Origin of the sequence: Umbribacter vaginalis (assembly GCA_001552935.1) — a bacterium.
GTDB classification, from domain to species: domain Bacteria; phylum Actinomycetota; class Coriobacteriia; order Coriobacteriales; family Eggerthellaceae; genus Berryella; species Berryella vaginalis.
The window spans coordinates 136861-161974 of record KQ959676.1 but is presented as its reverse complement, the minus strand read 5'-3'; the positions used below and the strand labels follow the sequence as shown (position 1 = coordinate 161974).

The window sequence follows — 25114 nt, the reverse complement described above, 5'->3', positions numbered from 1 at the left end:
AGGCGTATGGCTCTTACTTATTGACGTTTTGATGCGTGGCATGCCTTGCGGCTATACAGTTTGCGTGCACCGAGGGTAGTAACGCCAGCGGCAAACAGCGTAAGAGCTAAGGTAACGGCTGCTGAATCGCCTGTTTTAGGCATCGCAGCGTTTGCGTTCTTACTTGTAGCATCTGCATCTTTTGCGTAGTTTGTTTGCGTGTGAGCAGCAAGTGCCATGGTATCGCGCTTGTTGTTTGCATGCATGGCGTTAGCACCATTTGCGCTGACGCTTGGAGGAGTAATACCCGCTGAAAGACTTTGTGTTTGATGCATTGTGTTGCCGTGTGCGTTAGCTTGTGGCTGCTGTGGTGCTGATGGCTTGGTGTTAGTTGCGCCTGTCTGCGTATTGCCGTTCTGAGGAGTATTTTGGGTTGCACCAGGTGTGTTTTGGTTTGCACCGGGAGTATTCCCATTTGCACCAGGTGTAGTTTGACCTGCTCCAGCATTTGCACCAGGTGCGTTTTGTCCTGTTCCAGCTCCTGATCCAGCTGCACTGCCAGCACCCTGTGGTTGTGAAGGTGTGGTGGTAGAGCCAGCTCCTGCTCCTGTTTGAGGGTTTTGTGCTTGTGCGTTACCCTGTGCGTTATTTTGTGCTTGATTGTTAGCTGCTTGCTGTTGGGTGTACGTTTGCTGAACCTGTTGTGCGTGCTGTTGCGCTTGCTGCGCTTCAGTTTCTAGTTTTTGAACTTCTTGCTTGTTCTGTTCAAGCTCTTTACTCATTTCCTGAACCGCAGTTTGAAGGGGAGCAAGCGCCCTTTCTTGTACTTCTCGGTCTTGCTCAAGCTTGTTTTTGTTATTCACAGCTTGTTCGTGTGCCTCTTGCGCCTTTTCCTGTAGTCCTGTTTTCTCGGTAAGCGTTTTCTTAAGACCGTCAAGCTCTTGTGCTGCTTGTGCAATGGAGCCATCAAGGGCGGTAAGTGCTTGTTGCTGATCTTTCTTAGTGGTCTCTAGCTTTTCAGTAAGTGTTGTATGTTGTGTGTTTGCCTGATTATAATTTTGATCGGCTGTTTTGATCTTTTCTTGTAACTGTTGTTTGGTTGCTGCTTCGTTTTTGAGTGTGTCTTCAGCCTCTGTTTTTTGATCATTAAGCTGAGTAAACACTTGCTGTTTTTGGGTAATCGCTTGGTTTGCTTCTTTAATTTTTTTGTCTAATTCAGCGATGCGTGCTTGATTTTGCTGCGCCTGTCCATTGCGCTCAAGACGCTGTTTTTCAAAGCTGTACTGCATTTTTTTAGCTTGTTCAGTTTGAAGCTCATTAGCCGCATGGCTTACTTTATTTTTAAGGTCTGCTATATCGTTTCTTGTTCGAGAAACTTTATTGGTATGATCGGTGAGTGCTTCCTTTGCCTGTGTTTGTTCTTGCTCTTTTGCGATAAGCTGCTTTTGCGCTTCTTCTACTTCTTTTTGTGCTTGTTGCAGAGCAGTTTTTTGCTCGTCAACAAGGCGTGTTCTTTGCTCTGTAAGCTGTTTGTGAGCTTCTGTTTTTGTATCAACTGCTTCTTGAGCTTCTTTTTCTGCTTGTTTTGCTTGTTCAAGCTGTTGGAATTTTTCTGCCTCCGCGCGTTTTGCTTGCTCTTCAGCTTCTTTTGCCCCTTCAAGCTTTTGTTGAGCATCTGCAAGCTCGGCTTGCTTTTGCGTTACTTGCTGCTGTTTAGCGGCAAGTTGTTCCTTAGCACCTTGCGCTACTTGCTGCTTTTCTTGTGCAGTTTTTTGCGCATCATCAACGTCGCTTTGTGTAAGCGGAGCTGCTACACCTGCTTTGTTTGCCTGAGGTGCATTGTTCGCGCTTGTGGAAGCGTTTTGTCCTTGCGCATCGTTTGCTTGTGCATCATCGACGGCATAAGCGTTGGTAAGATGAGCGGCTGGCATAAGTAAGGTAAGCCCTGTTAACGCAGCCACAACAGTGTGTCGGTTTCGCATAAGTTTATCTCCTTGTGCAGGTCGTGAGGGCGCGCCCTCAATGAATACCATATTGCTGTTTATGCACGCACAATGTGCTGGAGCTTCAATTGCTTCGTAGTGCTAAACAATGTGCATAGATTAAAGCACGGTGCTTATTTTTTCCTTAAAAGTTTGCAACGAAACGGTGTCGTGCTTTGTGGGGTGGGGAACGCGAACGAGCAGGGGCGCGGCATAAGATCGAACGCGCATGAGAAGGGGAGTTGTGTGATGGGGAACGTGAGCAGGCAGGGGCGGAAGTGCGAGTGCTGCGTGCGCGCCACGTGCGTTCAAGCAGGGGTGTTGACTGCAAAGGATTACGCGCTCGTTGCAACGTTTTGCCTCGGCGCACACAGGAAAGCGCGCACGTTACCAGGTACGTTCTGCGCAAAGATACACGCGTGACCAGGTACGTTCCGCACAAAGAAAGACTTATGCAAAGGGTGAGGTGTAAGAAAAAATGGTGGTCGCTACAGGATTTGAACCTGTGACCCCCGCCGTGTGAAGGCGATGCTCTCCCGCTGAGCCAAGCGACCACGTTGTTTACGTACGTACGTGTATCTGTACGTTAAGAGCGCTGCAATTCGTGCGCTGTGTGGTATTCTACAAGCACTTCTTATGATTATCAAGTATGAACTTATAAAGTGTGCACGCATGCGCTATGATACTGTGCATAAAAATTGTGCATCAAAGTGACGCCTGGGCGCGCGCTTGGGATTTTTCGCATTACAAGGAGAAGCAATGACCAGCCAATTCGATTCAAGAAACGCATCGGCGCAGGGAACAACGGGCGCTACCACCACTGCAAGCGCTGCCATTAGCGCTGCGGTAAGCGACACCTTTAACGCAAGCAAGCGCCGCTCGGATGCTATTCGCGCCGATTTGCCTGTTCATCCTGAAAAATACACGATGCTTACGGGTGATAGGCCAACAGGGCGTTTGCATTTGGGGCATTATTTTGGAAGCATTCTTAACAGGGTTGCGATGCAAAATCAGGGCGTGAAAACCTACGTGCTTATTGCTGATTATCAGGTGATTACCGACCGCGATACCACCGAGCACATTCAAGATAATGTTTATAACATGGTACTTGATTATCTTGCCTCAGGCATTGACCCTCGTAAAACGCCTATTTTCACGCATTCCTCCATTCCTGAAGCCAACCAGCTTATGCTGCCGTTTTTGTCGTTGGTGTCAGAAGCCGAGTTGCAGCGTAATCCAACGGTAAAAGCTGAGATGGAAGCATCGGGTCACGCGCTTACCGGCTTACTTCTTACGTATCCTGTGCATCAAGCGTGTGACATTTTGTTCTGCAAGGGCAATATTGTGCCTGTTGGGAAAGATCAGCTGCCGCACATTGAGCTTACGCGTACCATTGCGCGCCGCTTTAACGAGCGATATGCGCGTGTTTTCCCTGAACCCGAGGGTGTTTTGTCGGACGCGATTGAAATTCCTGGCCTTGATGGGCGCAAAATGTCGAAAAGTTACGGCAATGCAATTTCGTTAGGTGCAAGTGCGGAAGAAACGGCGAAGCTGATAAAGAAAACAAAAACCGACTCGGAGCGTTTTATTACTTTCGATAAGGATAATCGACCTGGTGTTTCAGCACTTCTTACCACGGCGGCGCTGTGTAGCGGCAGAAGCGAAGTTGACATTGCGCAAGAAATTGGCAACGGTGGATCAGGCGCGCTGAAAGCATACGTTACGCAGTGTGTGAACAGCTTTTTGGAGCCGTATCGACAGCGCCGTGCCCAGATTGCGCAGCAGCGTGACTACGTGTTCGATGTGCTGCATGACGGCAATGCCACCATGCGCGCGCTGGCTCAAGAAACGCTTGAAGAAGTGTGCGAAGCGATGCACATGGTGTACAAGCGCTAAAACGCTGCGGTTACGCGCACATTGCAATTTCTCGATAATTACTTACAATGAAACAGGTACTTCATTTTCTGCATAAGAAGTGCCTGTTTTCTGCATATGATTCAAGAAGCCGTGTAAGGTTTTCTTTTTACGCACGCTGTTTGCGTGGCTTGTTTGCGCAGTTCTTGCTGCGTTTTCTGCATTTTACGTACTGTATTTACGTACTGCATTCTGGACATTCTGCAAAGCGTACATTGTGTGCTTTCTGCGCGGATTGGTTCGCGTTTTCTGCACGATGTGCCGATTCTTCGTTCTGCATTTTTGCGTCGTGTGCGTACAACGGGTATGCTGGCGCGCTTGTGCGTCCGCAGCAGCACGGCTTGTATGCACCTTGGTGTGACAAAGGATTTTCGTATGGATGCTCAAACTTCTTATAAAGAATACGCCGTACTGGTACTATGCGGCGTTCTTGCGGCGGGTGTTGTGATTGCGCTGGCGGCGCTGGGAAATCCGCCGAATATGGCGATGTGCATTGCGTGTTTTATGCGCGATACGGCCGGCGCGCTTAAGCTGCACAGCGCAGCCCCTGTTCAATATATGCGTCCTGAAATTATTGGCATTGTGCTGGGCGCGTTTGTCATGGCGCTTATTCGTAAGGAATTCAAGCCAAAAGGCGGCTCGGCTCCCGTAGCGCGTTTTGTGTTGAGTTTCTTCATGATGATAGGCGCGCTGGTGTTTTTAGGCTGCCCGCTGCGTATGATTTTACGCATGGGAGCTGGCGATTTGAACGCATGGGTTGGTCTTGTAGGCTTTGCAGCAGGCATCGCGCTTGGCGTTGTGTTCCTGAAAAACGGTTTTAGTCTTGGGAAAGCAACGCCCAGTGCGCATAAGCTTGAAGGAATGATTATTCCGATTATTGTGGCGGTGTTTCTTGTGGTGTCGCTTACCACGTCGCTGTTTGCTATAAGTCAAAAAGGGCCTGGTAGCATCCATGCTCCGCTGATTGCGTCGCTTATCGGAGGGCTTATTTTTGGTGCGGTATCGCAGCGTACGCGCCTGTGCTTTGCAGGCGGTTTGCGCGATGTGTTCATTACGCGCGATGCAAGCCGCCTGATTGTGATTGCTTTCATTTTTGTAGGAATTCTTGTGTATAACCTAATTACCGGGCATTTTAAGCTTTCGTTTGACGCGCAGCCGATTGCTCATGCGCAAGCATTGTGGAACGTGCTTGGCTTGTTTGTTGTCGGATTGGCTGCAACGCTTATGGGAGGCTGTCCTTTGCGTCAGTTAGTGCTTGCAGGATCGGGCAATTCTGATGCAGGAATCAGCTTTTTTGGTTTGTTAGTGGGCGCTGCATTTGCCCATAATTTTGGCTTGGCATCAAGCGGACAAGGAACAACATTCGCTGGTCAAGTTATGATTATCGTTGGTATCGTGGTGCTGTGTGTTATTGCAGCGTGCAACTTGAATAAGGCGAAGGCGTAGTGCGCCGCGTGCGTTTGCCATGCGCCACGCGTTATGTGCCGTTTGCTCTGAGATGCATGCCATGTGAAAAGGGGACATGATGTTTTGTTCGTTTACTAACCCACTACCGCGCTATGAGGATGCGTGTTCTCTGCTTGCGCAGCATGCTTGCGCTTATAGTTGCATTATAGTGAGCTTTCACACGCATGCAGAAGCGCTTGCGGCAAATCGGATACTTAAACGAGAAGCGATGCAGGGTTGTTTGGCGCCGCTTCCGCGTTTTTTGTCTGCTGAATGTGGATACGTGTGGCGTGCTTCGTTTAACCAGTTCAAAACCGTTTTTATGGTACTACAAGTAGGCACTATCGACTACGAAACTTTATTTGTTGTTCGCTAGATTTTACTATTCGACTATTGAATATGTATTTAGATAGGTATTTAGATAGGTATTTAGATAGGTATTGCGGAAATAATCACGGAATAAAAAAATGGCTCCTCGGGTAGGACTCGAACCTACAACCCTCCGGTTAACAGCCGGATGCTCTGCCATTGAGCTACCGAGGAATGGCGACGTATCGCGCGGATACGAATGGTTATTATACCGAAAGTGCCCTGATATGCAAGCCCCATTCAAGAGAATTTTGAAAACACGCAGAGAAGCTAAAAAGTAGGTATAATAAAGCGCGCTGGTATGCTGGCGTGTTGGTGGCGCAATAAAGCGCCGTGTACCGATGCCGCATTACAGTGTTGGTGTGTTGCTGGTGCTTAAAGCGCAGGCATGGGTGCCGTCGTGTTTCCGCGTTCCTGCGTTTTTTCACTGGCGCGGCGGCGTATAGTGTTCTTAATACCTTATAAGGAGCTTTTTTCGTGATAATGCAGCTTGAACAGGTAGCGAAATCGTATGGTTCGCGCACCTTATTTACCGGTGTGAATTTTAAGCTGGAGCCTTACGACAGGCTTGCCTTAGTAGGCGCGAACGGCGCTGGCAAAACAACGCTGCTGCGCATTATTACGGGGCAAGAAGATGCTGATAGCGGGCGTGTTGTGTTCGCGAAAGATGCTACGTTTGGCTATCTTGAGCAAGAAGCTATTGAAATGCAAGATTGCCCTGTGTTTGACGAGGTGCTCTCGGCTCAAAAAGAGGTTATGGAAGCGGAAAAGCGCCTGATAGAGCTTGAGGCGGCTCTTACGCATGACGCAAGCGAGCAGATGTTGTTGCAAGCAGGGCAGGCGCGCGATGCCTACGAGCGTCTTGGCGGCTACACCATCGAGGCAAACGTGCGCAGCGTTCTTTTTGGTTTAGGGTTCAAAGAAGCCGACATGCAACGCTCAACACAGGAGTTTTCGGGTGGCTGGCAAATGCGCATTGCGCTTGCAAAGTTGCTAGTCAGAAACCCTGATGTGCTGCTTTTGGACGAGCCTACCAACCATCTTGACCTTGCAAGCGTGCAGTGGCTTGAGCAATTTCTGCGCACGTATGCAGGTAGCGTGATTTTGGTAAGTCACGACCGTGCGTTCATGGACGCGATGGTTGATAGAGTGCTTGAACTGGAAAATGAGCAAGCAACACTGTACAAAGGCAACTATTCGGCGTATGTGCGCGAGCGCGAACAGCGTCGTGTTATGCTGCTTGAACAGCGCAAACAGCAGCTTGAAGAAATTGCGCGACTTGAAGCGTTTGTTGAGAAGTTTCGCTATAAAGCAACGAAGGCGCGCCAAGCTCAAGAGCGCGAAAAAAAATTGTTGCGCTTGAAAGAACAGTTGGTTGTAGTTCCTGAACTGCATAAATCGGTGCACTTCGCCTTCAAACAGCCCGAGCGTACGGGCGACAAGGTGGTAACGCTGCGTAGCGTTTCGAAGTCGTTTGGCGAGCATTGCATTTATAACGGCGTTGATCTTAACATTTACCGTGGCGAAAAAATTGCTCTTGTTGGCCCTAACGGCGCAGGTAAATCAACACTTATGAAGCTTATTGCTGGCGTTTTGCAAGCTGATAGCGGTTCTATTAACTACGGCGTCAACGTATCAAAAACCTATTATGCGCAGCACCAGCTTGAACAGTTGCATGCTGGCAATACGGTGTTTGAAGAGCTCGACAAAGTAGCGCCTGCGTGGAGTATTTCGCAAGTGCGCTCGCTTTTGGGTGCGTTTCTGTTTAAGGGTGATGACGTTGATAAAAAAGTAAGCGTGCTATCAGGCGGGGAAAAGGGGCGTCTGGCACTTGCAAAAATGCTGGTTGCTCCGCGTCCGCTGCTGTGTTTGGACGAGCCTACGAACCACCTGGATATTGCGAGTGCCGATGTTCTTGAACAGGCGTTGCAGCGCTTTGAGGGAACGATAGTGCTGATTTCGCACGATCGGCATCTTATTAGCGCTGTTGCGAACCGCATTATCGAAGTGAACCATGGCACGCTGCGCAGTTTTGAAGGCACGTATGAGTACTATTGCGAAAAAGTAGCGCAGATGCGCGAGGACGCAAGTGGCGCTGGTAGCGCCGTTGGTGCTGGTGCGGGACACGGCGCTGGAGTTGGTGCAGGTCGCGATGCTGGTGGCAATGCTCGAGCGGGCGCTCGTGTTGGTAGTGTAGGGGAACGCGGCGATGCTGGAGCACGCGGAAGCGCTGGTAGCGCATGCGAAAATAATGTGCGTAGCGGCACTTCTGCCGCAAGCGACACAAAAACTGGCGGACACGCACAAGGCGCAGACACGTCTTCGCACGTCAATGCTTCGAGTGCGGCATCTTCCACGTCGGCATCGTCTGCATCAGTATCATCGGGCGTGCCGTCTGCTGCAATAAGCGTTGCCGAATTCGTAAAGTCAGCGCTTGATAAGCGCCAACAAGCACAGCTTCGCAACAAAGTTCACAGCGCAACAAAAGATGCGCGCAAGCAATTACAGGCACTTGAAGCGCAGCTTGACGCCGACAATGCACGCATGAACGAGGTGCTTGCAACACTTGCCGATCCACAGTTTTACACCAATGAAGACGCAACGTCCGATGTGGTTGCTCAGCATGCAGCACTTAAAGTGAGTCTAGCGCAAGTCGAGGAGCAGTGGTTCGAGCTCAATGAGAGTATTGAAAGCATAAAAACGACTGTTATGCAGCAATTTTTCTGCGAGCACGGCATTCAGGTGCCCGCGAATATAATCTGGAATTAGGAGTAGGTATGGCATTTATTTCTCCGCACCGCGTAGCGCAGCTTCCCGAAGCACCTTTGAATATTGTGCTTGTTGAACCAGAAATTCCGCAAAATACGGGAAATATTGCGCGCACGTGTGCCTGTGTTGGTGCACGCTTGCATCTTATTGAGCCTTTGGGCTTTCGCCCATCTGAACGCAATTTGAAGCGCGCGGGGCTTGATTATTGGGATAGCGTTGAGATTGTTATGTGGCCGTGCGTTGAGGAATTTTTACACGCTCATCAGGGAAATTCCATGTATTTCTTTACGTCGCACACCACGCAATTATATACCGACGTGTCGTATAGCGCGGGTGATTACTTGTTGTTTGGACGTGAAAGCGCAGGTATTAGCCCCAATATTCTTGCAGCGTATGAACGCGCGTGCGTGCGTCTTCCTATGCGCCATAGCTTACGTTCACTTAATTTGTCTAATGCGGTTGCTATTGCGACATTTCATGCGTTGCATGAGCTTGGATTTCCGAATCTTGAATAAAGAAATGCGCACATTGAACTTTTTTTCTGTTGACATCTGATGTGTCATCACACACCATTACAGGTGTAATAAATTGCTTACTATTCGATGATTGAGGACGATGTGCGCTATTATGCATTATTATTGACTGCAACGCTTATTTGGGGCAGCACGTTTGTCATATCAAAAGACATTATGCAACACGTTGCGCCGTCGTTTCTTATTGGCATGCGTTTTGTGCCTGCTGCGCTTATTTTAGCAGGCTCGTTTGTGAAATATCGTTCACTGTATCTTGTGCCGCGCAATATTGTGTTTGGGTGCGGTTGCGGCTTGGTATTATTCATTGCATACTATTTTCAAATGACAGGACTTACGCTTACCAGCCCTGGAAAAAATGCATTTCTTACCGCTACCGATTGCGTCATTGTACCGTTTTTAGTGTGGCTGCTTATGCGTAAGCGTCCTACTCGCTACAACATTGTAGCTGCGATCTGCGCGTTAATTGGTATTGGTTGTATTAGCTTAAGCAAGGGCATAAGTTTAGAACCAGGTGATATTTTTTCACTGTGCGGAGCGTTTTTCTTCGCGCTTCATATAGCGTTGGTTGGGAAATTGGCACGCCAATACAATATTTTTGTACTTACGATTTGGGAATTTATTGTGGTAGGTACCTGTGGTATGCTCTGTAGTATTCTTACAGAACCCATTCCCGATATAACAACATTCAGCACAATTCATTGGCTTGAGTGGCTGTATTTGGCAATTCTTGCTACAACGGTTGCTTTATTATTTCAAAACATTGCACAAGCGCATATTTTGCCATCAACAGCAGCTATCATTCTAACGTCAGAGTCGGTGTTTGCAACATTTATTAGCGTGCTGCTGGGCATTGACGTCCTAACGCCGCGCCTGGTAGCAGGCTTTGTGCTGGTGTTTTTAAGTGTTCTTATTGCAGAAGCACTGCCTACGTTTTTGAATAAACGGCGCACTCGTACGTAAGTGCACATCGTTGTACTTTTGCACGAACCTGGCGAGTACTGCTGTTGCTTTGTATCGTGTACACAGCTGTACATTTTATTGTATACAGCGCGCTTTTGTACCAATGTTGTACGAATGCAGCGCGAGTCAACGAGCGCGATGTACGAATGCAGCGTGAGTCAACAAATACAATCAGCATTCACGGCTGCACATTCTTTATGTGTAATTGCCACGCTTTTATAAGCGAACGAAGCGAGCTTTGTTACAATAGATGCGTATGATATTGAAAGGAAATTATCATCATGAACATTGTATTATTAGGTGCCCCTGGTGCTGGTAAAGGTACACAAGCTGCAAAACTGGTAGCAGAATTTGGAACTCCGCATATTTCAACAGGAGATATGCTGCGTGCTGCCGTAAAAGCAGGTACGCCGTTGGGCAAAAAAGCTCAAAGCTATATGAATGCAGGCGAGCTTGTTCCCGATGAAGTGATTATCGGATTAGTTACCGAGCGCTTAAGCGAACCTGATACACAAAAAGGCTTTATCTTGGATGGCTTTCCACGTACGTCTGCTCAAGCAGTTGCGCTTGATGCTGAATTAAGTCGCTTGAATCGTCCACTTGATGCTGCGCTGCTGGTAGATGTAAAATTCGACGTTATCATTAAGCGTCTTACATCGCGTCGTATGTGTAAAGAATGCGGCTTTATTGGCACTGACGCGTTAAGCTCATGTCCGAAATGTGGCGGTGAGATGTATCAACGCAGCGATGATAACGAGCAAACCGTTCGCAATCGTCTTGAAGTATACGAGCGTTCAACTGCGCCGCTTATTGATTACTATCGTGGAAGTGACTTATTGGTTACGGTTGATGGTGATCGCGATGTAGAGCTTGTGTATAACGACATCAAGCAACTGCTTCATCTGTAACATATATACTACGCCTGCTCCCATGCGGAGCGGGCTTTTTTTGTGCATGCGTGCTTTATAGTTTTCGCAGACGTGTTGTGTAAAAGCCTTCAAGGAGTTGAGTAATGGTAGAAATTATTGTTGCGCCTAGTTATGACGCTATGAGTCGTGTCGCTGCCGATATAATGACAACGTTTATTAACGAGAAGCCGCACGCGGTTATAGGTCTTGCAACAGGCACTACTCCTTTAGGCATGTATCAGCAGCTTATTTCTGATTACACAAACAAGTTGGTAACATTTAAGGATGTTCGCAGTTACAACCTCGATGAATATTGTGGACTTGCCCCTGATCACAAGCAAAGTTATCGCTATTTTATGCAGGACAAATTATTCAATCACATTGACATTAATCCGCACAACACCTTTGTTCCTGATGGCAAAAATACTGATGTCGATGCGGTATGCGATGCGTACGAGCAGGATATTATTGATGCTGGCGGCATTGATTTACAGCTGTTGGGTCTGGGGCATAACGGGCATATCGGATTTAACGAACCCGACGACGTGTTTTCGCCTTATACGCATGTTGTAACGTTAAGCGACAGTACCATTGATGCAAATAGTCGTTTATTTTCTTCGCGTGATGAGGTTCCAAAGTGTGCATATACCATGGGAATTGGCACTATTATGCGCGCCCGTGAAATTTTGGTAATTGCAAGCGGTAAAGGTAAAGCTTCAATTGTGCGTGATGCATTTTTTGGCCCTATTACGCCACGTGTTCCTGCATCGGTGTTGCAATTGCATCAAAACGTAACCGTTGTGCTTGATGAGGAGGCTGCGTCATTATGCGAATAGATGGCGGAAAGGTTTTTGTTGACGGCGTTTTTAAAGATGCGAACCTTCTTTGTGAAGGCGAAACGATAAGCGCTGTGTGTTACCGCAAGGGAATTGCGGCGTTTCCTCATCATGACGCTTTTGATGCGCGCGGTTGTTATGTGATACCAGGGCTTATTGACGTCCATTTTCATGGCTGCATGGGCCATGATTTTTGTGAAGGTACCCATGATGCGTTTCACGCTTTGTGTGCGTATGAAGCCTCGCGCGGTGTTACATCTGTCTGCCCTGCTACGATGACATATCCAGAAGAAAAACTGTCACATATAATGACGCAAGCGGCATCGTTTGCGCCCGCGCCGCACGAGTCGGCGCTGGTGGGCATCAACATGGAAGGGCCGTTTATTTCACATGGCAAAATTGGAGCACAAAACCCGGCATATGTGCAGCCGTGCGATGCGAATATGATTCGTCGTTTACAAGCATTATCAGGTGGTTTGATAAAGCTTGTTGATATTGCTCCCGAGGAACGTGGCGCACTTGAATTTATTCGTGAAATGCATGATGAAGTGTGCATTTCCCTGGCACATACCTGTGCCGATTACCAGCAAGCATGCGACGCCTTTGAAGCAGGAGCATGCCATGTGACGCATTTGTGTAACGCTATGCCGCCTTTGTTGCATCGCGCACCGGGCCCTATTGCAGCAGCTTTTGACGCATCTCATAGTACCGTTGAGCTTATTTGCGATGGTATACACATTCACCCTGCTATGGTTCGTTGCATGTTTGGCTTGTTTGGCGATGATCGCATTGTGCTGGTAAGCGATACCATGGAAGCTACAGGCCTTGAAGATGGAAGCTATGAGTTGGGTGGACAAGAAGTATTTGTCCACGGAAAAGAAGCACGTCTTGCAGCAGGTGCACTGGCAGGAAGCGTAAGCGATCTTATGACGTGCTTGCGGTGTGCTGTTCAAGATATGAATATTGCGCTTGAGAGCGCCCTTAAAGCTGCAACAGAAAATCCAGCTCGTGTACTTGGTCTTGATAATGAACGTGGCTTTATTAAACCTGGTTATTTTGCTGATTTTGTTGTTTTAGATAAAAATTTGGAAATTAAACAGGTATTTATACGTGGAAAAGAGCTTTTATAGACGTTTTTGGCGTAGAAATGTGTGTATTATGTCACTATGGTGTCAGAAATAGTTTTATTAGCACTCATTTATGAAGAGTGCTAAGATAACCAAAAAAGATTTGCATGAAAGGCGGAGAAGCCTATGTCATTCGAAAAATTTACCGATAAAGCACGTAAAGTGCTGGTTATTGCTCAAGATGAAGCGCGATTACGCCATCAGCTTTATGTAGGAACTGAACATTTGCTGTTAGGGCTGCTCAAAGAACACGACGGTATTGCAGCTAATATTTTGCAGAAAAATAATGTCACTATTGAAGCTGTTGAACAGCTTATTACTAAGCTTTCAACCATAGAGGTTGTTGCAGATGGAAGCACACATTTACAGTTTACGCCGCGCGTTAAGCGTGTGCTTGAAGACTCGTTGCGCGAAGCAATGAGTATTGGGCAAAGCTACATTTCCACCGAGCACATCTTGTTGGGTATTTTGCGCCAAGGTGAAGGTTGTGCTATTGAAATTTTGAAGCATCTTGATGTAACGCCTGAACAACTGCGTATGACCTTTAACCTTATTATGGGCAAAGATCCTGTGCTTGCGGGTAATGCTGCTAATTCTGAACAAAGCGACCAGCGGGGAAGCATTCTTGATGAGTTCAGCGTTGATCTTACAAAACGAGCGCGCGAGGGCAAACTGGATCCTGTTATTGGACGTGCTACAGAAATTGAGCGTATGATGCAAACGCTCTCAAGGCGTCAAAAGAATAACCCCGTGTTGCTCGGCGAGCCTGGTGTTGGTAAAACTGCTGTTGTTGAAGGCTTAGCGCAGTTGATTGTGTCAAATCAGGTACCCGATCTTTTAAGCAACAAGCGCGTTTTGGCACTCGATTTACCCTCGCTTGTAGCTGGAGCGCGTTATCGTGGCGATTTTGAAGATCGCTTGAAAAAATGTGTCGAAGAAGTAGTACGTGCAAAAAATATCATTTTGTTTATCGATGAAATTCATACGCTGGTAGGTGCAGGTTCTGCTGAGGGTTCTATTGATGCAGCAGCAATTCTTAAGCCGCCTTTGTCGCGTGGAGCTATTCAGATTATTGGTGCTACAACGCTCGATGAGTATCGCAAGCACTTTGAAAAAGATGCTGCTCTTACACGTCGTTTTCAAACTATTACGGTGTCTGAGCCAACTGAAGAACAAGCGTTGCGTATTATGCAAGGTTTGCGCGATAAGTATGAAGCGTTTCATCACGTGCGCTACTCTGATGAAGCGATGGATGCGGCAGTAACGTATTCGCGCCGCTATATGCCTGAGAAGTTTTTACCTGATAAAGCTATTGATTTGCTTGATGAAGCAGGTGCGCGCCTGCGTATTCGCAATATGACTGAACCAAAAGATTTGCGCAAGATCGATGACAAGCTTCGCAGTTTGCGAGTTTTGAAAGAGCGCACCATTGCCAAGCAAGATTTTGAAAAGGCAGCAACGTTGCGAGATCAGGAAGTTGATTTGCGCAATCAGCGAGATGAAGCTCAGCGTGCGTGGAAAGAGAAACTCAAAGCTGAGATTTACAATGTTGAAGTAAGTGATATCGCTGATGTTGTATCGCTTACCAGTGGTGTTCCTGTGCGTGATTTAACCGAGTCGGAAACGAAAAAATTACTGCGCATGGAAGAGGTATTGCATAAGCGTGTGATTGGACAAGATGAAGCAGTAACAGCGCTTGCTCGTGCTATTCGTCGTTCTCGCGCTGGATTGAAAGACCCGAATAGACCAAGCGGATCGTTTATTTTCCTTGGCCCATCAGGTGTTGGTAAAACTGAGCTTGCAAAGTCGCTTGCGGAATTTTTGTTTGACGATGAGCATGCCATGATTAGCGTTGATATGTCAGAGTATATGGAGAAGTATTCTGAAGCTCGCTTAGTGGGCGCGCCTCCGGGATATGTTGGTTATGACGAGGGCGGTCAGCTTACCAAAGCCGTTCGCGAGCGTCCGTATTCGGTTGTACTATTTGATGAAATTGAAAAAGCGCATCCCGATGTGTTTAATATTTTGCTTCAAGTACTTGAAGAAGGACGCCTGACCGATGGTCAAGGCAGAACAGTTGATTTCCGCAACACCGTTATCATTCTTACAAGTAACGTTGGCGCGCGTGAAATTGCTACTACGTATTCGTTGGGCTTTACGTCTGATGAAGAAGTGGGCTTATCTGATAAGGAAATCAATTCACGTGTAATGAGTGAGCTGAAAAAGCTGTTCAGGCCTGAGTTCTTAAACCGCTTGGATGATATTATTGTATTTAAAGCGCTTACACAAGACAATATGCTTGATATTGTTCAGCTGATGGTAAACGAACTGCGTAAACGTCTTATTGCACGTGGTATGTCTATCGATTTGTCGCGTGCTGCCTGCGAGCTTATCTCGAAAGACGGTTTCGACAAAACACTGGGTGCGCGTCCTATGCGCCGTGCTATTCAGCGCTTACTTGAAGATCCTTTATCGGAAGGTATTCTTGAAGATAAGTTTAAGCCAGGTCAGATAGTATATGTTGATGCTAAAGACGGCAAGCTCACGTTTGATGCGCGCGAGGGTGAAATTCCTGAACTTGAATTGAATGAGAGCTTGAAAGAAGAAGAATTGCCGTTGCTCAGCGGCTTGAATTTAGAATGCGCTGACTCTAGTTTATACGTAGAACAAGATACCAATGATAGTGCAGGCGCACACCTTGATTCATAAGCGTAATAGTGCGTGTGCCTGTACGCACACGCAAGCGCCATGAATGCACTGCATAAGAGCACATTGCATGTAGATAAAAGGAGTTGCGGTATGTTTGAATCGTCTGATATTGCACGCTTGCTTAATGACATGCAAGAATCAGTATCATTTATTCAAGGATATAAGCCTGATTCATCTGCGCGCGTTGTGCAGGGAAGCTTATCAGCGCATCCACAGACGGCGGCAATTGTGCTTGCAGGAGGTGTTGGCGAGCGTTTTCGTGCAGCAGGTGGTAAGCAGCTGGTTCAGCTCGGTGGAAAGCCTGTTTTAACGTGGGCGTGTGAATCGTTTGACGCTGTTGGAGACGTTGGAAAAATCATTATTGTGTGTCCTGAACATCGTCAAGCTGAATATAAAAAACGCGCTATTGATCCGTATTCGTTTGTAACGCCTATTGTATTTGCGCCAGCAGGTGAAACGCGTCAAGAAAGCGCATTTTCGGGCCTTGAGTATGTCGATGACGACTTTGAATTTGTTGTGTTGCACGATGGCGCGCGTCCGCTTATTATGCCCAGCACTATTGCGCATACGATTTCTACCGTTAAGGGCAATATTGATGTTGACGGTGCAGTGGTAGCGTATCCAGCTATTGATACACTTAAAATTGTTGAGCGCGGATTTATTGTTGGAACACCTGATAGAAGTGTTATTTGGAATGCACAAACACCTCAGGTTTTTCGCACGGGTGTCTATAGGCGCGCGCATTGTGCAGCGCTTGCTGAAGGCTTTATTGGAACCGATGATGCTTCGCTTATTGAGCGTTTAGGTGGTCGTATATTAGTTGTCGAAGGTTCTCGCGACAACATTAAACTTACTGTTCCTGAAGATTACCAGCTGTTATGTGCCGCGATGTCGACTATGCTTCGCTCAACGTGTGATTCTGCGAAGCAGTGCGATAGCACTGCGGAAGGTGGCAGTGCCGTGACCAGTAATAACGCCGCGAAACGTGGCAGTGATGCGGCATGTGATAGTGCTGAGGAACGTGGCAGCGCTGAGGAACGTGGTAACGCCGTAACCAGTACCAGCTCCGCAATCGCCACATCCCACGCCACCACCAACAGCTCCGCAACCAGCAATAACGTAGGTGAGAGCCCCAAAATAGCGGGGGAGCATCATCATGAGTAGTGCCAACTCGTTTTCTCGTTTGCGTATTGGACAAGGCTATGACGTGCATCAATTTGCACCCGAGCGCAAGCTTATTATTGGTGGCGTTGCTATTCCGTATGAGTACGGTTTGCTTGGATATTCAGATGCCGATGTACTTACGCACGCTATTATGGATGCGTTGTTAGGAGCTGCTCGTATGGGAGATATTGGGGCGCTCTTTCCCGATACGTCTGAGCAGTTTCGCGATGTGTGCTCGCTGTCGCTGCTTGCGCAGGTCACTAAGCGCATTGTGCAGGCTGGCTTTCAGATTCTTGATATTGACTCGGTTATCGTTGCGCAACGCCCGCGTATGTCTCCTTATCGGGAAGCAATGCGTGAGAATGTTGCGAAGGCAATGGGCATTACAACAAGCTGTGTAGGAATCAAAGCAACTACTACTGAGCATCTTGGTTTTGAGGGGCGTGAAGAGGGAATTTCTGCAACCGCTGTAGCACTTTTGCTCGCACCAGACACCAGTACGTGTGCGTAAAGGCTTTGAGGTGGCACTGTTAACAACACTGCCTCTTTAGAGAAAAGCAGATGAGTAGACGTATGCGTAAGTACGTTACTTGCTGCGACCACTTCTGCAACATGGTGGCATAAATACAGAAGTTTCTACGTGTGCGTAATTGCCTTGCTTTCTTGCGCTTCGTACTTGACCTTGTTTGATTTTCTGTTATAGTTGCACTTACCTTATTTTGTGGGGCCTTAGCTCAGCTGGGAGAGCGCATGGCTGGCAGCCATGAGGTCAGGGGTTCGATCCCCCTAGGCTCCACCATTCTTAACTACTCCATTTACATATTCTGACCTGCGCAAACAGTGCGCAATCAATAAGCTTTATTTCCTGCATTGCGCTAAATGTTACTAATTGCGTTTTTCCGTTGTCAACTGGGGTGACCGTTTTGTGTCTTTCTATGATAAAAAAATCATGTGACCGAAATGTGACCGCGAAATCACGCGAAAAACCGCATTATAGCCTGCGGAAATCTTGCACTAAATCGTCAGGCTTGAAACGAACATAACGCTTAACCGTGGTCGTAATGTTGGTATGCCCGAGCAATTTGCTTACCTTAGTAACATCAATGCCAGCGTTCAAACACGACGTTGCAAAGCTATGGCGCATGTTTAAGTAGCTTACATACTCGATGCTGTGAGAAGCGGCATAACGGTGCCACGTTTTAGCGGCTTTCTCAGGACTACGTCTATTGCCATACCTATTGACGACAATCGCGCCTTTAACGCGCTTGTATTTTGCGTTCTGCGCCGCCTTTAGCTCTTTAAGCTCTATATATAGCCTTTCGCGGATAGGTATGCTCCTTACGCTTTCTCGCGTCTTTGGCGGCATAAGCTTGTAGCCGCTATCTTCGAGCACATAAGTGTGTCGCACATGCACAAGACGGCGTGAAAAGTCTACGTCCTCCCAATTTAGCGCGAAAATCTCGCCTTTACGAAGTCCGAGCGATAAACCGATAAGCGCAGGTAGATAGAACGCCGAGCCTTGCAATTTGTCGAGGTAGGCATCAATCGCCTCAAACGACGTGAGCCATGTGCCGTTGTGCTCATCTGGGTATACGTTTGGCGGCGGTATCTTAAACGTACCACAGGCGGCATTTTCGTGCACGAAGTCGTGTGCTTTCGCGTGGTTAAGCACTTGGCGCAGCACTTCACGCGCACGCCTTGCAAGCTTAGGCGTTGAGCATGCATCTATCATGCGTTGAATATCGGAGTTTGTTATGTCACTGATATAGTACCCTGCAAGCATAGGTAGTATGCGTTTGCGCAGGTCAGCCTTATAGGCTACAAGCGTGCTATGCCGTACACGAGGAGCAATATCGGGTAAATACCAATCAAGCACATAATCGTCTAGGCGCACTTTGTCGCGTATTACCACGTCAGAGCGCACCTTTTCGCGCATCAATGCTTCGTACGCGATAGCCTCGCGCTTTGTCTTGAAGTTTTTCGAGGCAGTTGAGCGCGTACCGTCAAGCTTGTTGCCGACATCGATGCGCACGCGCCACGTGCCACTTCTTGTTTTTGATACACTCATGTGCTATACTTTCAATACGGACTAGGCGGGGAAGCATACGTGCTCCCCGCTTTTTTATTCATGCAGGTACTTATAAACAGCGCCATCAACTGCGGCAACGTACTTCACGCTGTACCCTTGTGCACGCAAGACCTGTGCTGTTAATCGCGCATTCGCGTTCGCTGTGCGCCATGTGCCGCCATCTTTCGGGCGGTGGTGCTCCTCGTAGTCTGCTTGTGATGTGAAGTAGCTAATCTGTACGCTTGTGGGCTTCTTGCCAAGCTCGTGCTCAATTTGATGCACGCGATTGATAGCCTCAGCGCATGATAGCTCTTGCAAGCGTTTGAGCTCGTCAATCATCGCCCATGCGGCGTTTGTGGGCTTGTAGTGCTCCTCATCGTCTGTGTTCTCCCAGCGCATTACGGTGCGTCCTGTTACGCCTAGCCTGCTTGCGAGCTCCTCAATTGTCAATCCGAGCTCGTGACGAAAGGCGCAAAATTCAAGTTTAGTGCGCATTAGTTCTCATCCTCTTCATCGTCGTATTCATACTTCGCTGGATCAAAATTTATTACTTTTTCAACGCGATGCATCTCGTCATCGCCGATGGTGCGCGTGCGAACTTCTTCTTTCACGGCTTTGAACAGCTTCGCTTGCTCCTTCTCGTTAAGCTTCTCGAAGTCGCCCTTGCACACGTGGTAATGCTCACCAGCAAGCTCCATGTACGTTTCATCGCCGTCTGGATACACTTCAAAGTAGCAATCCCATTCATCAAGGTCAGCCTTCAAAAATTCGTTTATGCTTTCATACTCACGTGCATATTGTGCATATTCTTCTTTGCGGCAATTAGGAGTACGCTTCTCGATGTATTCAGGCACGTTGCTCACTGACGAGATATCCTCATATTCTTGCCATTCAGGATTGTAGACGGATATGCAAGCGATTTTATGTTCATCCCAGCCCAATATTTCTGTCGCTCGCTCGATTGCATCATCAAGAGTTCCGGTAAGCTTTTGATCCCATTCGGTATAGTGCTTTGGGAACTCCCATCCGTCTTTTGCATAGTCGCTGTAGTCGTCGATTGTGATAAGCCACTTCATTGCAATTCACTCCTCTTTATGGGCTGATGAGGCATTAAGCCTCATCGCTTGCCTTTGCCGCCTCAACAATGTCGTCCTTGTGCTCAAAGAGGAAGTGTGCGTCCACTTCTTCCTCGTGCTTCTCGTAGGCTTCGCAAATCTCCTCTGCGTCGTCAGTGTCAAGCCCTAAGTATTCAGCGATGTTGGCGTTGCTTACGTGCACTGTGCAATCGATGCAGGGGATGTACAGCCCGTCCTCGCATCCTTGGTATCCAAGCTCATCGACTACTTCGAGGAGTTCTTGTGCGGTTTTTGCTGCTTGTAATTTTTCTACTGTGTTCATTTTTTTCTCCTTTAACGTGAAGCCCTTTGCTTCCTTACATGTACATTATGTCACATCTAGTGACCTATACAAGTACTAAAGAATGACGCACACAATTCCTCCACACCTGGTTATTTAGTTAGAAGATATTGCACTTCTTCGCGTATTTGACCTGCATATTTATAGATTTCATTTAAGGCTTCGATAGGAGTTTTATCAAGTGGTTCTGCATTTTTAAAGAGCATTATATATTTTTGTTTATGGTTAAACAGCAGCCTCACGATTGGCTTGCGGTTATTGTCATCAAGGAAAATGGCGCAATACGTCTTTGCATCGCGCAATGTTACGCGTTCAGGCGATACTTCTGAACAGGAAATTGCTTGTATTATGTTATATGCCGTTATTTCTTCTGTCGTGGTGACAATCTCGCTTACTTCGGCAACCTCTTCTTCTGTATCAGTTTGCGCTTGCGCTTCATCTTCGGCTTGTTTTTGATCCGCGCCCAGGGCTGTTGTTAATCTATCGTTTACCTGGTCATTGAGGAAACGCTTCAACGCCTTTTCAACCAATGGATTGAATTTCATCATTGCGCTTTTTGTTAAGCGTCCATCGTATACATGTGACGCAAGCAAGCGTACGAAATCATCTGATGGCATTTTAAATTCATCGCTTACGGCGCGTTTGATGGCGCTTACATATTTAAGCTCTTCGGCTGTGCTTGCAATCGAGCTTATATCGAATGATGGCTTTGTGAGTTTTTGCAGTTCAGGTAGTAAGTTTTTGTCTATATCTAAAAGGTCTAAAACAAGAAATGGCTTTGAGTCCATCTTATTTGCTTCATCTATATCCATGTAAAAATTCCAGATTTGCCCATTTGTAAGCACGCCAATACGTGCTTTTGTGCAGGCAAAATACCTATATAACTGGCTCGCGTTTTCAAGTGATAGCGGAGCACCTACTTTTTTACACTCAATCAGGATTTGGATTTGATCGTCAAGCACAAGTGCATAATCGACTTTTTCGCTTTTCTTTAAGCCCACATCAGCCGTAAATTCAGGGATTACCTCTTTAGGGTTGAATACATCATAACCAAGTACATCTCCGATGAAAGGCATGATAAATGCGTTTTTAGTTGCTTCTTCTGTCTCGATGCTATCAGCAAGCGTGCGTACCTTGTCTGCTACTTGTTTTACTTGCATTTCAAAATCCATCGTTATCTCCTTACTTTTTTCTTTTAAGCCCATTTCTTACGCTTCTCTTTCGCTAATTACAACACATGCGATGCTTGCCACCATACAACAACGCCTATCAAGCTCACGTCCTCATCTGCGGTTATAATCATATCCTCGTACTCATCGCTAAAGCTATCAGGGCTAAGCATAAGCGAGCTTGAGCCACGATAGTACTTGCGCATGATAGCCTCGTAAGCCTCATCGCGCACAACCACAATCGCGCCGTTAGCAGGCTCTTTGTGCGGCGCAACTACAATGTGCGAGCCAGCAGGTATTACGTGGCTCATACAATCGCCCTCAACGAGCAAGACGAAAGCGTCAGGGTACATAGATAGTACGTTCGCAGGTACTTGTATATAGGTATCGTCTGCGGTGTCTGTGTCATCCATAACACCAGCGTGCACTTTGCCAAGCGTGCGCAGGGGAAGCGTTGCTGTGCTTGCAACAGGCGTGAGCTTGTGAAGTGATGGGATGGAAGTTGTACCGTTCATGCCGTTATCTTCAATAAGGTTGCTTTTTAAAATATGAAAGTGGTCGGCAATTTTTTGTATAGCCCCCATGCGAGGCTCGGAAAAGCCACCTTCCCATTGCGAAACTGCGCCACGAGATACCCCAGCAATTTTTGCCAATTCTTCTTGCGTAATGCCTTGTTGCTCACGCAACTTGATGATGTTTTGCCTAATAGACATACTAAACGCCCCTTTGCAAACTTTTTTATACATTATATGTAACTTGTACTTGACAAGCAATGCTAGATATTCTAACATAGCGATAGTGAAACAAGCAAGAAAGGAGGTAATAATGACGGTAACGCAAACATTAGAACAAGCCCGCGTGCAGGCTGGTTATACTCAACAGTTTATGGCTGATGAACTTGGTATTTCTCGTCCTACATATGTAAAGATTGAAAAAGACCCAAGCGTCGCTACGATTGCGCAAGCAAAGCGCATATGCACGCTTTTAAGCAAAAATTACGAGAATATTTTTTTTGCACCACAACGCTAGTTTAACTAGCACCGCACCTTGAAAACTGCATAGCAATGAAACACTAAACGAAAGGAGTAACCATGGATGAAACAAGCTTCGATTTAAGCAAAGAGCTTGAGCGAGCAATTCACATCCTGATTGACAAGATCGAAAGCGGGATTGCATCGGACGCAGAGGTGCTAATCCTGCCAAAGCTACTGGAAATAAAGCTTGGTTTCTGCGGCGGAGCATTATGGATAAGAGACAAGGAGCAAACATGAACGAAAAACCATCGCAAGGCTTACTAGCCCTTACGTGGTCAGTGCTTACGCGCTTATTTAGAGAAGGTAGGCTCAAGAGGCTTACAGCCGAGCACATGGAAGTGCTAAGCGGCATCGTGTTTCATCACTTGCTGGTCGGCTTGTCCGAGCGCGACAGTAGCGCGCTTGCGCGAAAGTTCTGTGAGTTTAATCAAGCCGAAAAAAAAGCATTAATCAGATTAACACAAGCTGCGCAGCTAGACCTGGTTAAGACGATGGACGACATCGAAAACGGAAGGATGCAATCATGAAAGAAAAACCATCACAAGGCTTGCTAAACCTTACACGAAGAGTGCTTGAGCGCTCATTTAGCGATTATACGCTTGACCAGCTCACAGCCGATCACATGGAGGTACTAAGCGGCATCGTGTTTCATCACATGCTCAATCTGCCTATGGCTGAATGTGATGTGCTGACATCCGCATTCGGCGTTGGCACGCACGAGATCGAGACGCTTGAAGTTATCGGCAAAGAGCTTGGCATGACGGCAAGCGAAACGGAAGAGTTTGCTGCTGAAGCATTTCAGCATTTAGTGGATGCGTCGTGGATAGACATCCTCAAGACGCTAATCGACATCAGAAACGATAAGGAGCAGTCATGAGCTTATTCGACTACTTATGTGCAATGCCGCCAGAGCTTCTGTATCGCTTGATTGGATGTGCAGTGCTTTGTTTTAGCGCATGGATAGCAATTAAAGCCTACCTAGCAGATAGGAGAACAGCATGGCAGGACACAAATTAACAGGGGGCGAGGCTCGGTTACTTGTAGCAGTGTTTGACCACTTAAAGCCGTACTATGAGCAAGCAAAAGCCAAGCTTTCAATCGTTGCAAACGATATGAGCAACGATCAGGCGCCAACCCTTTTAACGTACTATGGACTGCTTCAAGAAGCACTCGTAAGCAGTCTTGATGCACGCGAACGCACAATTATCGAAAAGCGTTACGGGCTTTTGAACAGCGGAAAGTGCTACGCGTATGAAGAAATCGCGCCAAAATTTGACATTACACCCGACCGCATCCGCCAACTTGAAGACAGAGCGCTAAGAAAGATTAAGCAATACATGACCGAGCTAAACGACGAGGAAACAGCTGTTGCGATTAGCTTACTAGATGCCAAGGCGCAAGAACACCTAGAGCACGCCGTAGGCGCGAAAGGACAACGGGATGCTGTTTCAGGGGATGTATACATGCACAACTGTATAGCTTGTACCAATGCGAGAAACAAGCTAGCAATACAGCTGGAAATACGCAAGTTTAAGGAGCAACGATGAATAACATCCAACTTTTCACGAGTGCGGAATTCGGCGACATTCGCACAATCAAAGACGCCGAAGCGGTTTACTTCGTTGGCAAAGACGTAGCAGAAGTGCTCGGTTACAAAGATACATCAGACGCACTAAAGCGGCATGTTGATGATGAGGATAAGCTGACCCGACGTTTCACCGACTCAGGTCAAGGACGCGACGTGTACATAATCAACGAGAGCGGCTTGTATAGCTTAGTGCTCTCATCGAAGCTTCCAAGCGCGAAACGTTTCAAGCGCTGGATCACAAGCGAAGTGCTCCCGGCATTGCGTCGTCAGGGCGGATACATGCTCACAAGCGAAAACGAAACGCCTGAACAGATTATGGCGCGAGCACTTAAAATCGCAGATGAAGCGCTCAAACGCAAAGATGCACTCATTGAAGAGCTCACTCCGAAGGCGCTGTTCTGCGACGCCGTAAGCGTATCAAAAAACACCTGCCTCATCGGCGAGCTTGCCAAGCTGATGCGTCAAAATGGCGTCGACATCGGGCAAAACAGGCTTTTCGAACGTTTACGCCAGGACGGCTACTTATGCCGCCACGGAAGCAATCACAATGTACCGACGCAGCGCGCCGTTGATTTAGGGCTTTTCGTAATCAAGGAAACGGTTATATCACATGCAGACGGGCACACGACGCTTCAGCGCACGCCAAAAGTCACAGGCAAAGGTCAGCGCTATTTTATCGAAAAGCATGTATTGAACGGGGGAAACGTATGCGCCGCACAGACAAGCTGCTAATGACTACAAAGGAAGCGGCGCACTATATGGGCGTATCGGAGCACTTGCTTCGAGCGCTAACCAGACGCGAGCTGAACTCCCTACCAGTCATTAAATTGCCTGGGCATAAACACCCACTCTTTACAAAGGAGGTGCTAGATGACTACGTCAAACGATGCAAGCTTGCGAAATAACCGACGCATAAGTCGTAATGTTCGCACTCGCGCCTGTAGCGTGGAAAACATTATATATCACGATTTCGCAAGCGACAAGCACAATCAACGCAAGCGTGAGCGCCTGCAATTCACGCTAGGCATGCTTATAGGCGTAATCATCAGCACCGTTGTGTTTTTGAGCATTATGGCGTTTTATGTGATACCCACGACTGAACAGGCAATATACACCGCTCAACAGATAGTAAAGTCAAAGTAG

Annotated in this window: 27 protein-coding genes and 3 tRNA genes; 21 read left to right on the top strand and 9 right to left on the bottom strand. The window is 47.3% G+C overall.

The window, feature by feature from the left end; translation table 11 throughout:
- Window positions 1-17: 17 nt before the first annotated feature.
- Both HMPREF3190_RS01675 and HMPREF3190_RS01670 read right to left on the bottom strand, forming a co-directional pair.
- A complete protein-coding gene (locus HMPREF3190_RS01675; RefSeq protein ID WP_066779727.1) occupies window positions 18-1961 on the bottom strand; it encodes a hypothetical protein in 1944 nt (647 codons plus the stop codon).
- 479 nt (window positions 1962-2440) lie between these two features.
- Window positions 2441-2515 (bottom strand) — tRNA-Val (locus tag HMPREF3190_RS01670).
- Between the two features lie 205 nt (window positions 2516-2720).
- Here HMPREF3190_RS01670 and trpS point away from each other — a divergent pair.
- From trpS to HMPREF3190_RS01650, 3 genes are all read left to right on the top strand, one after another.
- Window positions 2721-3857 (top strand): tryptophan--tRNA ligase, encoded by a 1137-nt coding sequence (trpS, locus tag HMPREF3190_RS01665; protein ID WP_082715069.1) that lies wholly within the window; start codon window positions 2721-2723, stop codon window positions 3855-3857.
- 375 nt (window positions 3858-4232) lie between these two features.
- Window positions 4233-5321 (top strand): YedE family putative selenium transporter, encoded by a 1089-nt coding sequence (gene yedE / locus HMPREF3190_RS01655; protein ID WP_449675992.1) that lies wholly within the window; start codon window positions 4233-4235, stop codon window positions 5319-5321.
- A 169-nt stretch (window positions 5322-5490) separates the two neighbouring features.
- Window positions 5491-5697, top strand: a complete 207-nt coding sequence (locus HMPREF3190_RS01650; RefSeq protein ID WP_449675990.1) for a DUF3343 domain-containing protein — start codon at window positions 5491-5493, stop codon at window positions 5695-5697.
- Between the two features lie 92 nt (window positions 5698-5789).
- Here HMPREF3190_RS01650 and HMPREF3190_RS01645 read toward each other — a convergent pair.
- Window positions 5790-5864: transfer RNA gene (locus HMPREF3190_RS01645), tRNA-Asn, on the bottom strand.
- Between the two features lie 303 nt (window positions 5865-6167).
- Between HMPREF3190_RS01645 and HMPREF3190_RS01640 the strand changes: the two genes are divergently transcribed.
- The 10 genes from HMPREF3190_RS01640 to HMPREF3190_RS01590 all read left to right on the top strand — a co-directional run bounded on the left by HMPREF3190_RS01640 (window position 6168) and on the right by HMPREF3190_RS01590 (window position 17495).
- Window positions 6168-8459, top strand: a complete 2292-nt coding sequence (locus HMPREF3190_RS01640) for an ABC-F family ATP-binding cassette domain-containing protein (protein ID WP_082715067.1) — start codon at window positions 6168-6170, stop codon at window positions 8457-8459.
- Window positions 8460-8467: 8 nt separating this feature from the next.
- Window positions 8468-8974, top strand: coding sequence for a tRNA (cytidine(34)-2'-O)-methyltransferase (locus HMPREF3190_RS01635; protein ID WP_066779719.1), 507 nt, complete (start codon window positions 8468-8470; stop codon window positions 8972-8974).
- Window positions 8975-9061: 87 nt separating this feature from the next.
- Window positions 9062-9952, top strand: a complete 891-nt coding sequence (locus tag HMPREF3190_RS01630; RefSeq protein ID WP_066779718.1) for a DMT family transporter — start codon at window positions 9062-9064, stop codon at window positions 9950-9952.
- Window positions 9953-10233: 281 nt separating this feature from the next.
- Window positions 10234-10860: an adenylate kinase gene (locus HMPREF3190_RS01620; RefSeq protein ID WP_066779715.1), complete on the top strand. Its 627-nt coding sequence runs from the start codon at window positions 10234-10236 to the stop codon at window positions 10858-10860.
- 104 nt (window positions 10861-10964) lie between these two features.
- The gene (gene nagB, locus HMPREF3190_RS01615) at window positions 10965-11696 is read left to right on the top strand and encodes a glucosamine-6-phosphate deaminase (RefSeq protein WP_066779712.1); all 732 of its coding nucleotides are present in this window, start codon (window positions 10965-10967) and stop codon (window positions 11694-11696) included.
- Window positions 11687-12826, top strand: coding sequence for an N-acetylglucosamine-6-phosphate deacetylase (gene nagA / locus HMPREF3190_RS01610; protein ID WP_066779710.1), 1140 nt, complete (start codon window positions 11687-11689; stop codon window positions 12824-12826). The genes nagB and nagA overlap by 10 nt, the downstream gene beginning before the upstream one ends.
- A gap of 123 nt (window positions 12827-12949) precedes the next feature.
- Complete coding sequence (locus tag HMPREF3190_RS01605) at window positions 12950-15532, top strand: ATP-dependent Clp protease ATP-binding subunit (RefSeq protein WP_066779707.1); 2583 nt, start codon at window positions 12950-12952, stop codon at window positions 15530-15532.
- A gap of 90 nt (window positions 15533-15622) precedes the next feature.
- Window positions 15623-16696: a 2-C-methyl-D-erythritol 4-phosphate cytidylyltransferase gene (gene ispD, locus HMPREF3190_RS01600; protein WP_082715065.1), complete on the top strand. Its 1074-nt coding sequence runs from the start codon at window positions 15623-15625 to the stop codon at window positions 16694-16696.
- The gene (gene ispF / locus HMPREF3190_RS01595; protein ID WP_066779705.1) at window positions 16689-17207 is read left to right on the top strand and encodes a 2-C-methyl-D-erythritol 2,4-cyclodiphosphate synthase; all 519 of its coding nucleotides are present in this window, start codon (window positions 16689-16691) and stop codon (window positions 17205-17207) included. The genes ispD and ispF overlap by 8 nt, the downstream gene beginning before the upstream one ends.
- Window positions 17208-17419: 212 nt before the next feature.
- Window positions 17420-17495, top strand: a tRNA-Ala gene (locus HMPREF3190_RS01590).
- A gap of 192 nt (window positions 17496-17687) precedes the next feature.
- Here HMPREF3190_RS01590 and HMPREF3190_RS01585 read toward each other — a convergent pair.
- From HMPREF3190_RS01585 to HMPREF3190_RS07545, 6 genes are all read right to left on the bottom strand, one after another.
- Complete coding sequence (locus HMPREF3190_RS01585) at window positions 17688-18764, bottom strand: tyrosine-type recombinase/integrase (RefSeq protein WP_156425677.1); 1077 nt, start codon at window positions 18762-18764, stop codon at window positions 17688-17690.
- 54 nt (window positions 18765-18818) lie between these two features.
- Window positions 18819-19259, bottom strand: a complete 441-nt coding sequence (locus HMPREF3190_RS01580; RefSeq protein WP_066779703.1) for a helix-turn-helix domain-containing protein — start codon at window positions 19257-19259, stop codon at window positions 18819-18821.
- Window positions 19259-19840, bottom strand: coding sequence for a hypothetical protein (locus HMPREF3190_RS01575; protein ID WP_066779701.1), 582 nt, complete (start codon window positions 19838-19840; stop codon window positions 19259-19261). The genes HMPREF3190_RS01580 and HMPREF3190_RS01575 overlap by 1 nt, the downstream gene beginning before the upstream one ends.
- Before the next feature lie 34 nt (window positions 19841-19874).
- The gene (locus HMPREF3190_RS01570) at window positions 19875-20162 is read right to left on the bottom strand and encodes a hypothetical protein (RefSeq protein WP_066779700.1); all 288 of its coding nucleotides are present in this window, start codon (window positions 20160-20162) and stop codon (window positions 19875-19877) included.
- A gap of 110 nt (window positions 20163-20272) precedes the next feature.
- Window positions 20273-21352: a type I restriction enzyme HsdR N-terminal domain-containing protein gene (locus HMPREF3190_RS01565; RefSeq protein ID WP_066779699.1), complete on the bottom strand. Its 1080-nt coding sequence runs from the start codon at window positions 21350-21352 to the stop codon at window positions 20273-20275.
- A gap of 56 nt (window positions 21353-21408) precedes the next feature.
- On the bottom strand, window positions 21409-22062 hold the full coding sequence (locus HMPREF3190_RS07545) for a LexA family transcriptional regulator (RefSeq protein ID WP_082715064.1): 654 nt from the start codon (window positions 22060-22062) through the stop codon (window positions 21409-21411).
- A gap of 112 nt (window positions 22063-22174) precedes the next feature.
- Here HMPREF3190_RS07545 and HMPREF3190_RS07540 point away from each other — a divergent pair, with 112 nt between their 5' ends.
- From HMPREF3190_RS07540 to HMPREF3190_RS01525, 8 genes are all read left to right on the top strand, one after another.
- Window positions 22175-22378: a helix-turn-helix domain-containing protein gene (locus HMPREF3190_RS07540; RefSeq protein ID WP_066779697.1), complete on the top strand. Its 204-nt coding sequence runs from the start codon at window positions 22175-22177 to the stop codon at window positions 22376-22378.
- Window positions 22379-22440: 62 nt separating this feature from the next.
- Window positions 22441-22620: a hypothetical protein gene (locus HMPREF3190_RS01550; protein ID WP_066779695.1), complete on the top strand. Its 180-nt coding sequence runs from the start codon at window positions 22441-22443 to the stop codon at window positions 22618-22620.
- Entirely contained in the window at window positions 22617-22910 is a 294-nt protein-coding gene (locus HMPREF3190_RS01545; protein ID WP_066779689.1) for a hypothetical protein, read from the top strand. The genes HMPREF3190_RS01550 and HMPREF3190_RS01545 overlap by 4 nt, the downstream gene beginning before the upstream one ends.
- Window positions 22907-23260 carry a hypothetical protein gene (locus HMPREF3190_RS01540; protein WP_066779688.1) on the top strand — a complete coding sequence of 118 codons (354 nt, stop codon included), beginning with the start codon at window positions 22907-22909 and terminating at the stop codon, window positions 23258-23260. The genes HMPREF3190_RS01545 and HMPREF3190_RS01540 overlap by 4 nt, the downstream gene beginning before the upstream one ends.
- On the top strand, window positions 23257-23400 hold the full coding sequence (locus tag HMPREF3190_RS07385; protein ID WP_156425676.1) for a hypothetical protein: 144 nt from the start codon (window positions 23257-23259) through the stop codon (window positions 23398-23400). Before HMPREF3190_RS01540 ends, HMPREF3190_RS07385 begins: the two co-directional genes overlap by 4 nt.
- On the top strand, window positions 23382-23930 hold the full coding sequence (locus tag HMPREF3190_RS01535; RefSeq protein ID WP_066779685.1) for a sigma factor-like helix-turn-helix DNA-binding protein: 549 nt from the start codon (window positions 23382-23384) through the stop codon (window positions 23928-23930). The genes HMPREF3190_RS07385 and HMPREF3190_RS01535 overlap by 19 nt, the downstream gene beginning before the upstream one ends.
- Entirely contained in the window at window positions 23927-24703 is a 777-nt protein-coding gene (locus HMPREF3190_RS01530; protein WP_066779682.1) for a phage antirepressor KilAC domain-containing protein, read from the top strand. Before HMPREF3190_RS01535 ends, HMPREF3190_RS01530 begins: the two co-directional genes overlap by 4 nt.
- Before the next feature lie 138 nt (window positions 24704-24841).
- A complete protein-coding gene (locus HMPREF3190_RS01525; protein ID WP_066779680.1) occupies window positions 24842-25114 on the top strand; it encodes a hypothetical protein in 273 nt (90 codons plus the stop codon).

Excerpts from the sequence above, each read along its gene's own strand:
- HMPREF3190_RS01675 (WP_066779727.1), bottom strand. The coding sequence starts at position 1,961 with ATGCGAAACCGACACACTGTTGTGGCTGCGTTAACAGGGCTTACCTTA.
- trpS (WP_082715069.1), top strand. The coding sequence starts at position 2,721 with ATGACCAGCCAATTCGATTCAAGAAACGCATCGGCGCAGGGAACAACG.
- HMPREF3190_RS01635 (WP_066779719.1), top strand. The coding sequence starts at position 8,468 with ATGGCATTTATTTCTCCGCACCGCGTAGCGCAGCTTCCCGAAGCACCT.
- HMPREF3190_RS01630 (WP_066779718.1), top strand. The coding sequence starts at position 9,062 with ATGATTGAGGACGATGTGCGCTATTATGCATTATTATTGACTGCAACG.
- HMPREF3190_RS01620 (WP_066779715.1), top strand. The coding sequence starts at position 10,234 with ATGAACATTGTATTATTAGGTGCCCCTGGTGCTGGTAAAGGTACACAA.
- nagB (WP_066779712.1), top strand. The coding sequence starts at position 10,965 with ATGGTAGAAATTATTGTTGCGCCTAGTTATGACGCTATGAGTCGTGTC.
- nagA (WP_066779710.1), top strand. The coding sequence starts at position 11,687 with ATGCGAATAGATGGCGGAAAGGTTTTTGTTGACGGCGTTTTTAAAGAT.
- HMPREF3190_RS01605 (WP_066779707.1), top strand. The coding sequence starts at position 12,950 with ATGTCATTCGAAAAATTTACCGATAAAGCACGTAAAGTGCTGGTTATT.
- ispD (WP_082715065.1), top strand. The coding sequence starts at position 15,623 with ATGTTTGAATCGTCTGATATTGCACGCTTGCTTAATGACATGCAAGAA.
- ispF (WP_066779705.1), top strand. The coding sequence starts at position 16,689 with ATGAGTAGTGCCAACTCGTTTTCTCGTTTGCGTATTGGACAAGGCTAT.
- HMPREF3190_RS01585 (WP_156425677.1), bottom strand. The coding sequence starts at position 18,764 with ATGAGTGTATCAAAAACAAGAAGTGGCACGTGGCGCGTGCGCATCGAT.
- HMPREF3190_RS01580 (WP_066779703.1), bottom strand. The coding sequence starts at position 19,259 with ATGCGCACTAAACTTGAATTTTGCGCCTTTCGTCACGAGCTCGGATTG.
- HMPREF3190_RS01575 (WP_066779701.1), bottom strand. The coding sequence starts at position 19,840 with ATGAAGTGGCTTATCACAATCGACGACTACAGCGACTATGCAAAAGAC.
- HMPREF3190_RS01570 (WP_066779700.1), bottom strand. The coding sequence starts at position 20,162 with ATGAACACAGTAGAAAAATTACAAGCAGCAAAAACCGCACAAGAACTC.
- HMPREF3190_RS01565 (WP_066779699.1), bottom strand. The coding sequence starts at position 21,352 with ATGGATTTTGAAATGCAAGTAAAACAAGTAGCAGACAAGGTACGCACG.
- HMPREF3190_RS07545 (WP_082715064.1), bottom strand. The coding sequence starts at position 22,062 with ATGTCTATTAGGCAAAACATCATCAAGTTGCGTGAGCAACAAGGCATT.
- HMPREF3190_RS07540 (WP_066779697.1), top strand. The coding sequence starts at position 22,175 with ATGACGGTAACGCAAACATTAGAACAAGCCCGCGTGCAGGCTGGTTAT.
- HMPREF3190_RS01550 (WP_066779695.1), top strand. The coding sequence starts at position 22,441 with ATGGATGAAACAAGCTTCGATTTAAGCAAAGAGCTTGAGCGAGCAATT.
- HMPREF3190_RS01545 (WP_066779689.1), top strand. The coding sequence starts at position 22,617 with ATGAACGAAAAACCATCGCAAGGCTTACTAGCCCTTACGTGGTCAGTG.
- HMPREF3190_RS01540 (WP_066779688.1), top strand. The coding sequence starts at position 22,907 with ATGAAAGAAAAACCATCACAAGGCTTGCTAAACCTTACACGAAGAGTG.
- HMPREF3190_RS07385 (WP_156425676.1), top strand. The coding sequence starts at position 23,257 with ATGAGCTTATTCGACTACTTATGTGCAATGCCGCCAGAGCTTCTGTAT.
- HMPREF3190_RS01535 (WP_066779685.1), top strand. The coding sequence starts at position 23,382 with ATGGCAGGACACAAATTAACAGGGGGCGAGGCTCGGTTACTTGTAGCA.
- HMPREF3190_RS01530 (WP_066779682.1), top strand. The coding sequence starts at position 23,927 with ATGAATAACATCCAACTTTTCACGAGTGCGGAATTCGGCGACATTCGC.
- HMPREF3190_RS01525 (WP_066779680.1), top strand. The coding sequence starts at position 24,842 with ATGACTACGTCAAACGATGCAAGCTTGCGAAATAACCGACGCATAAGT.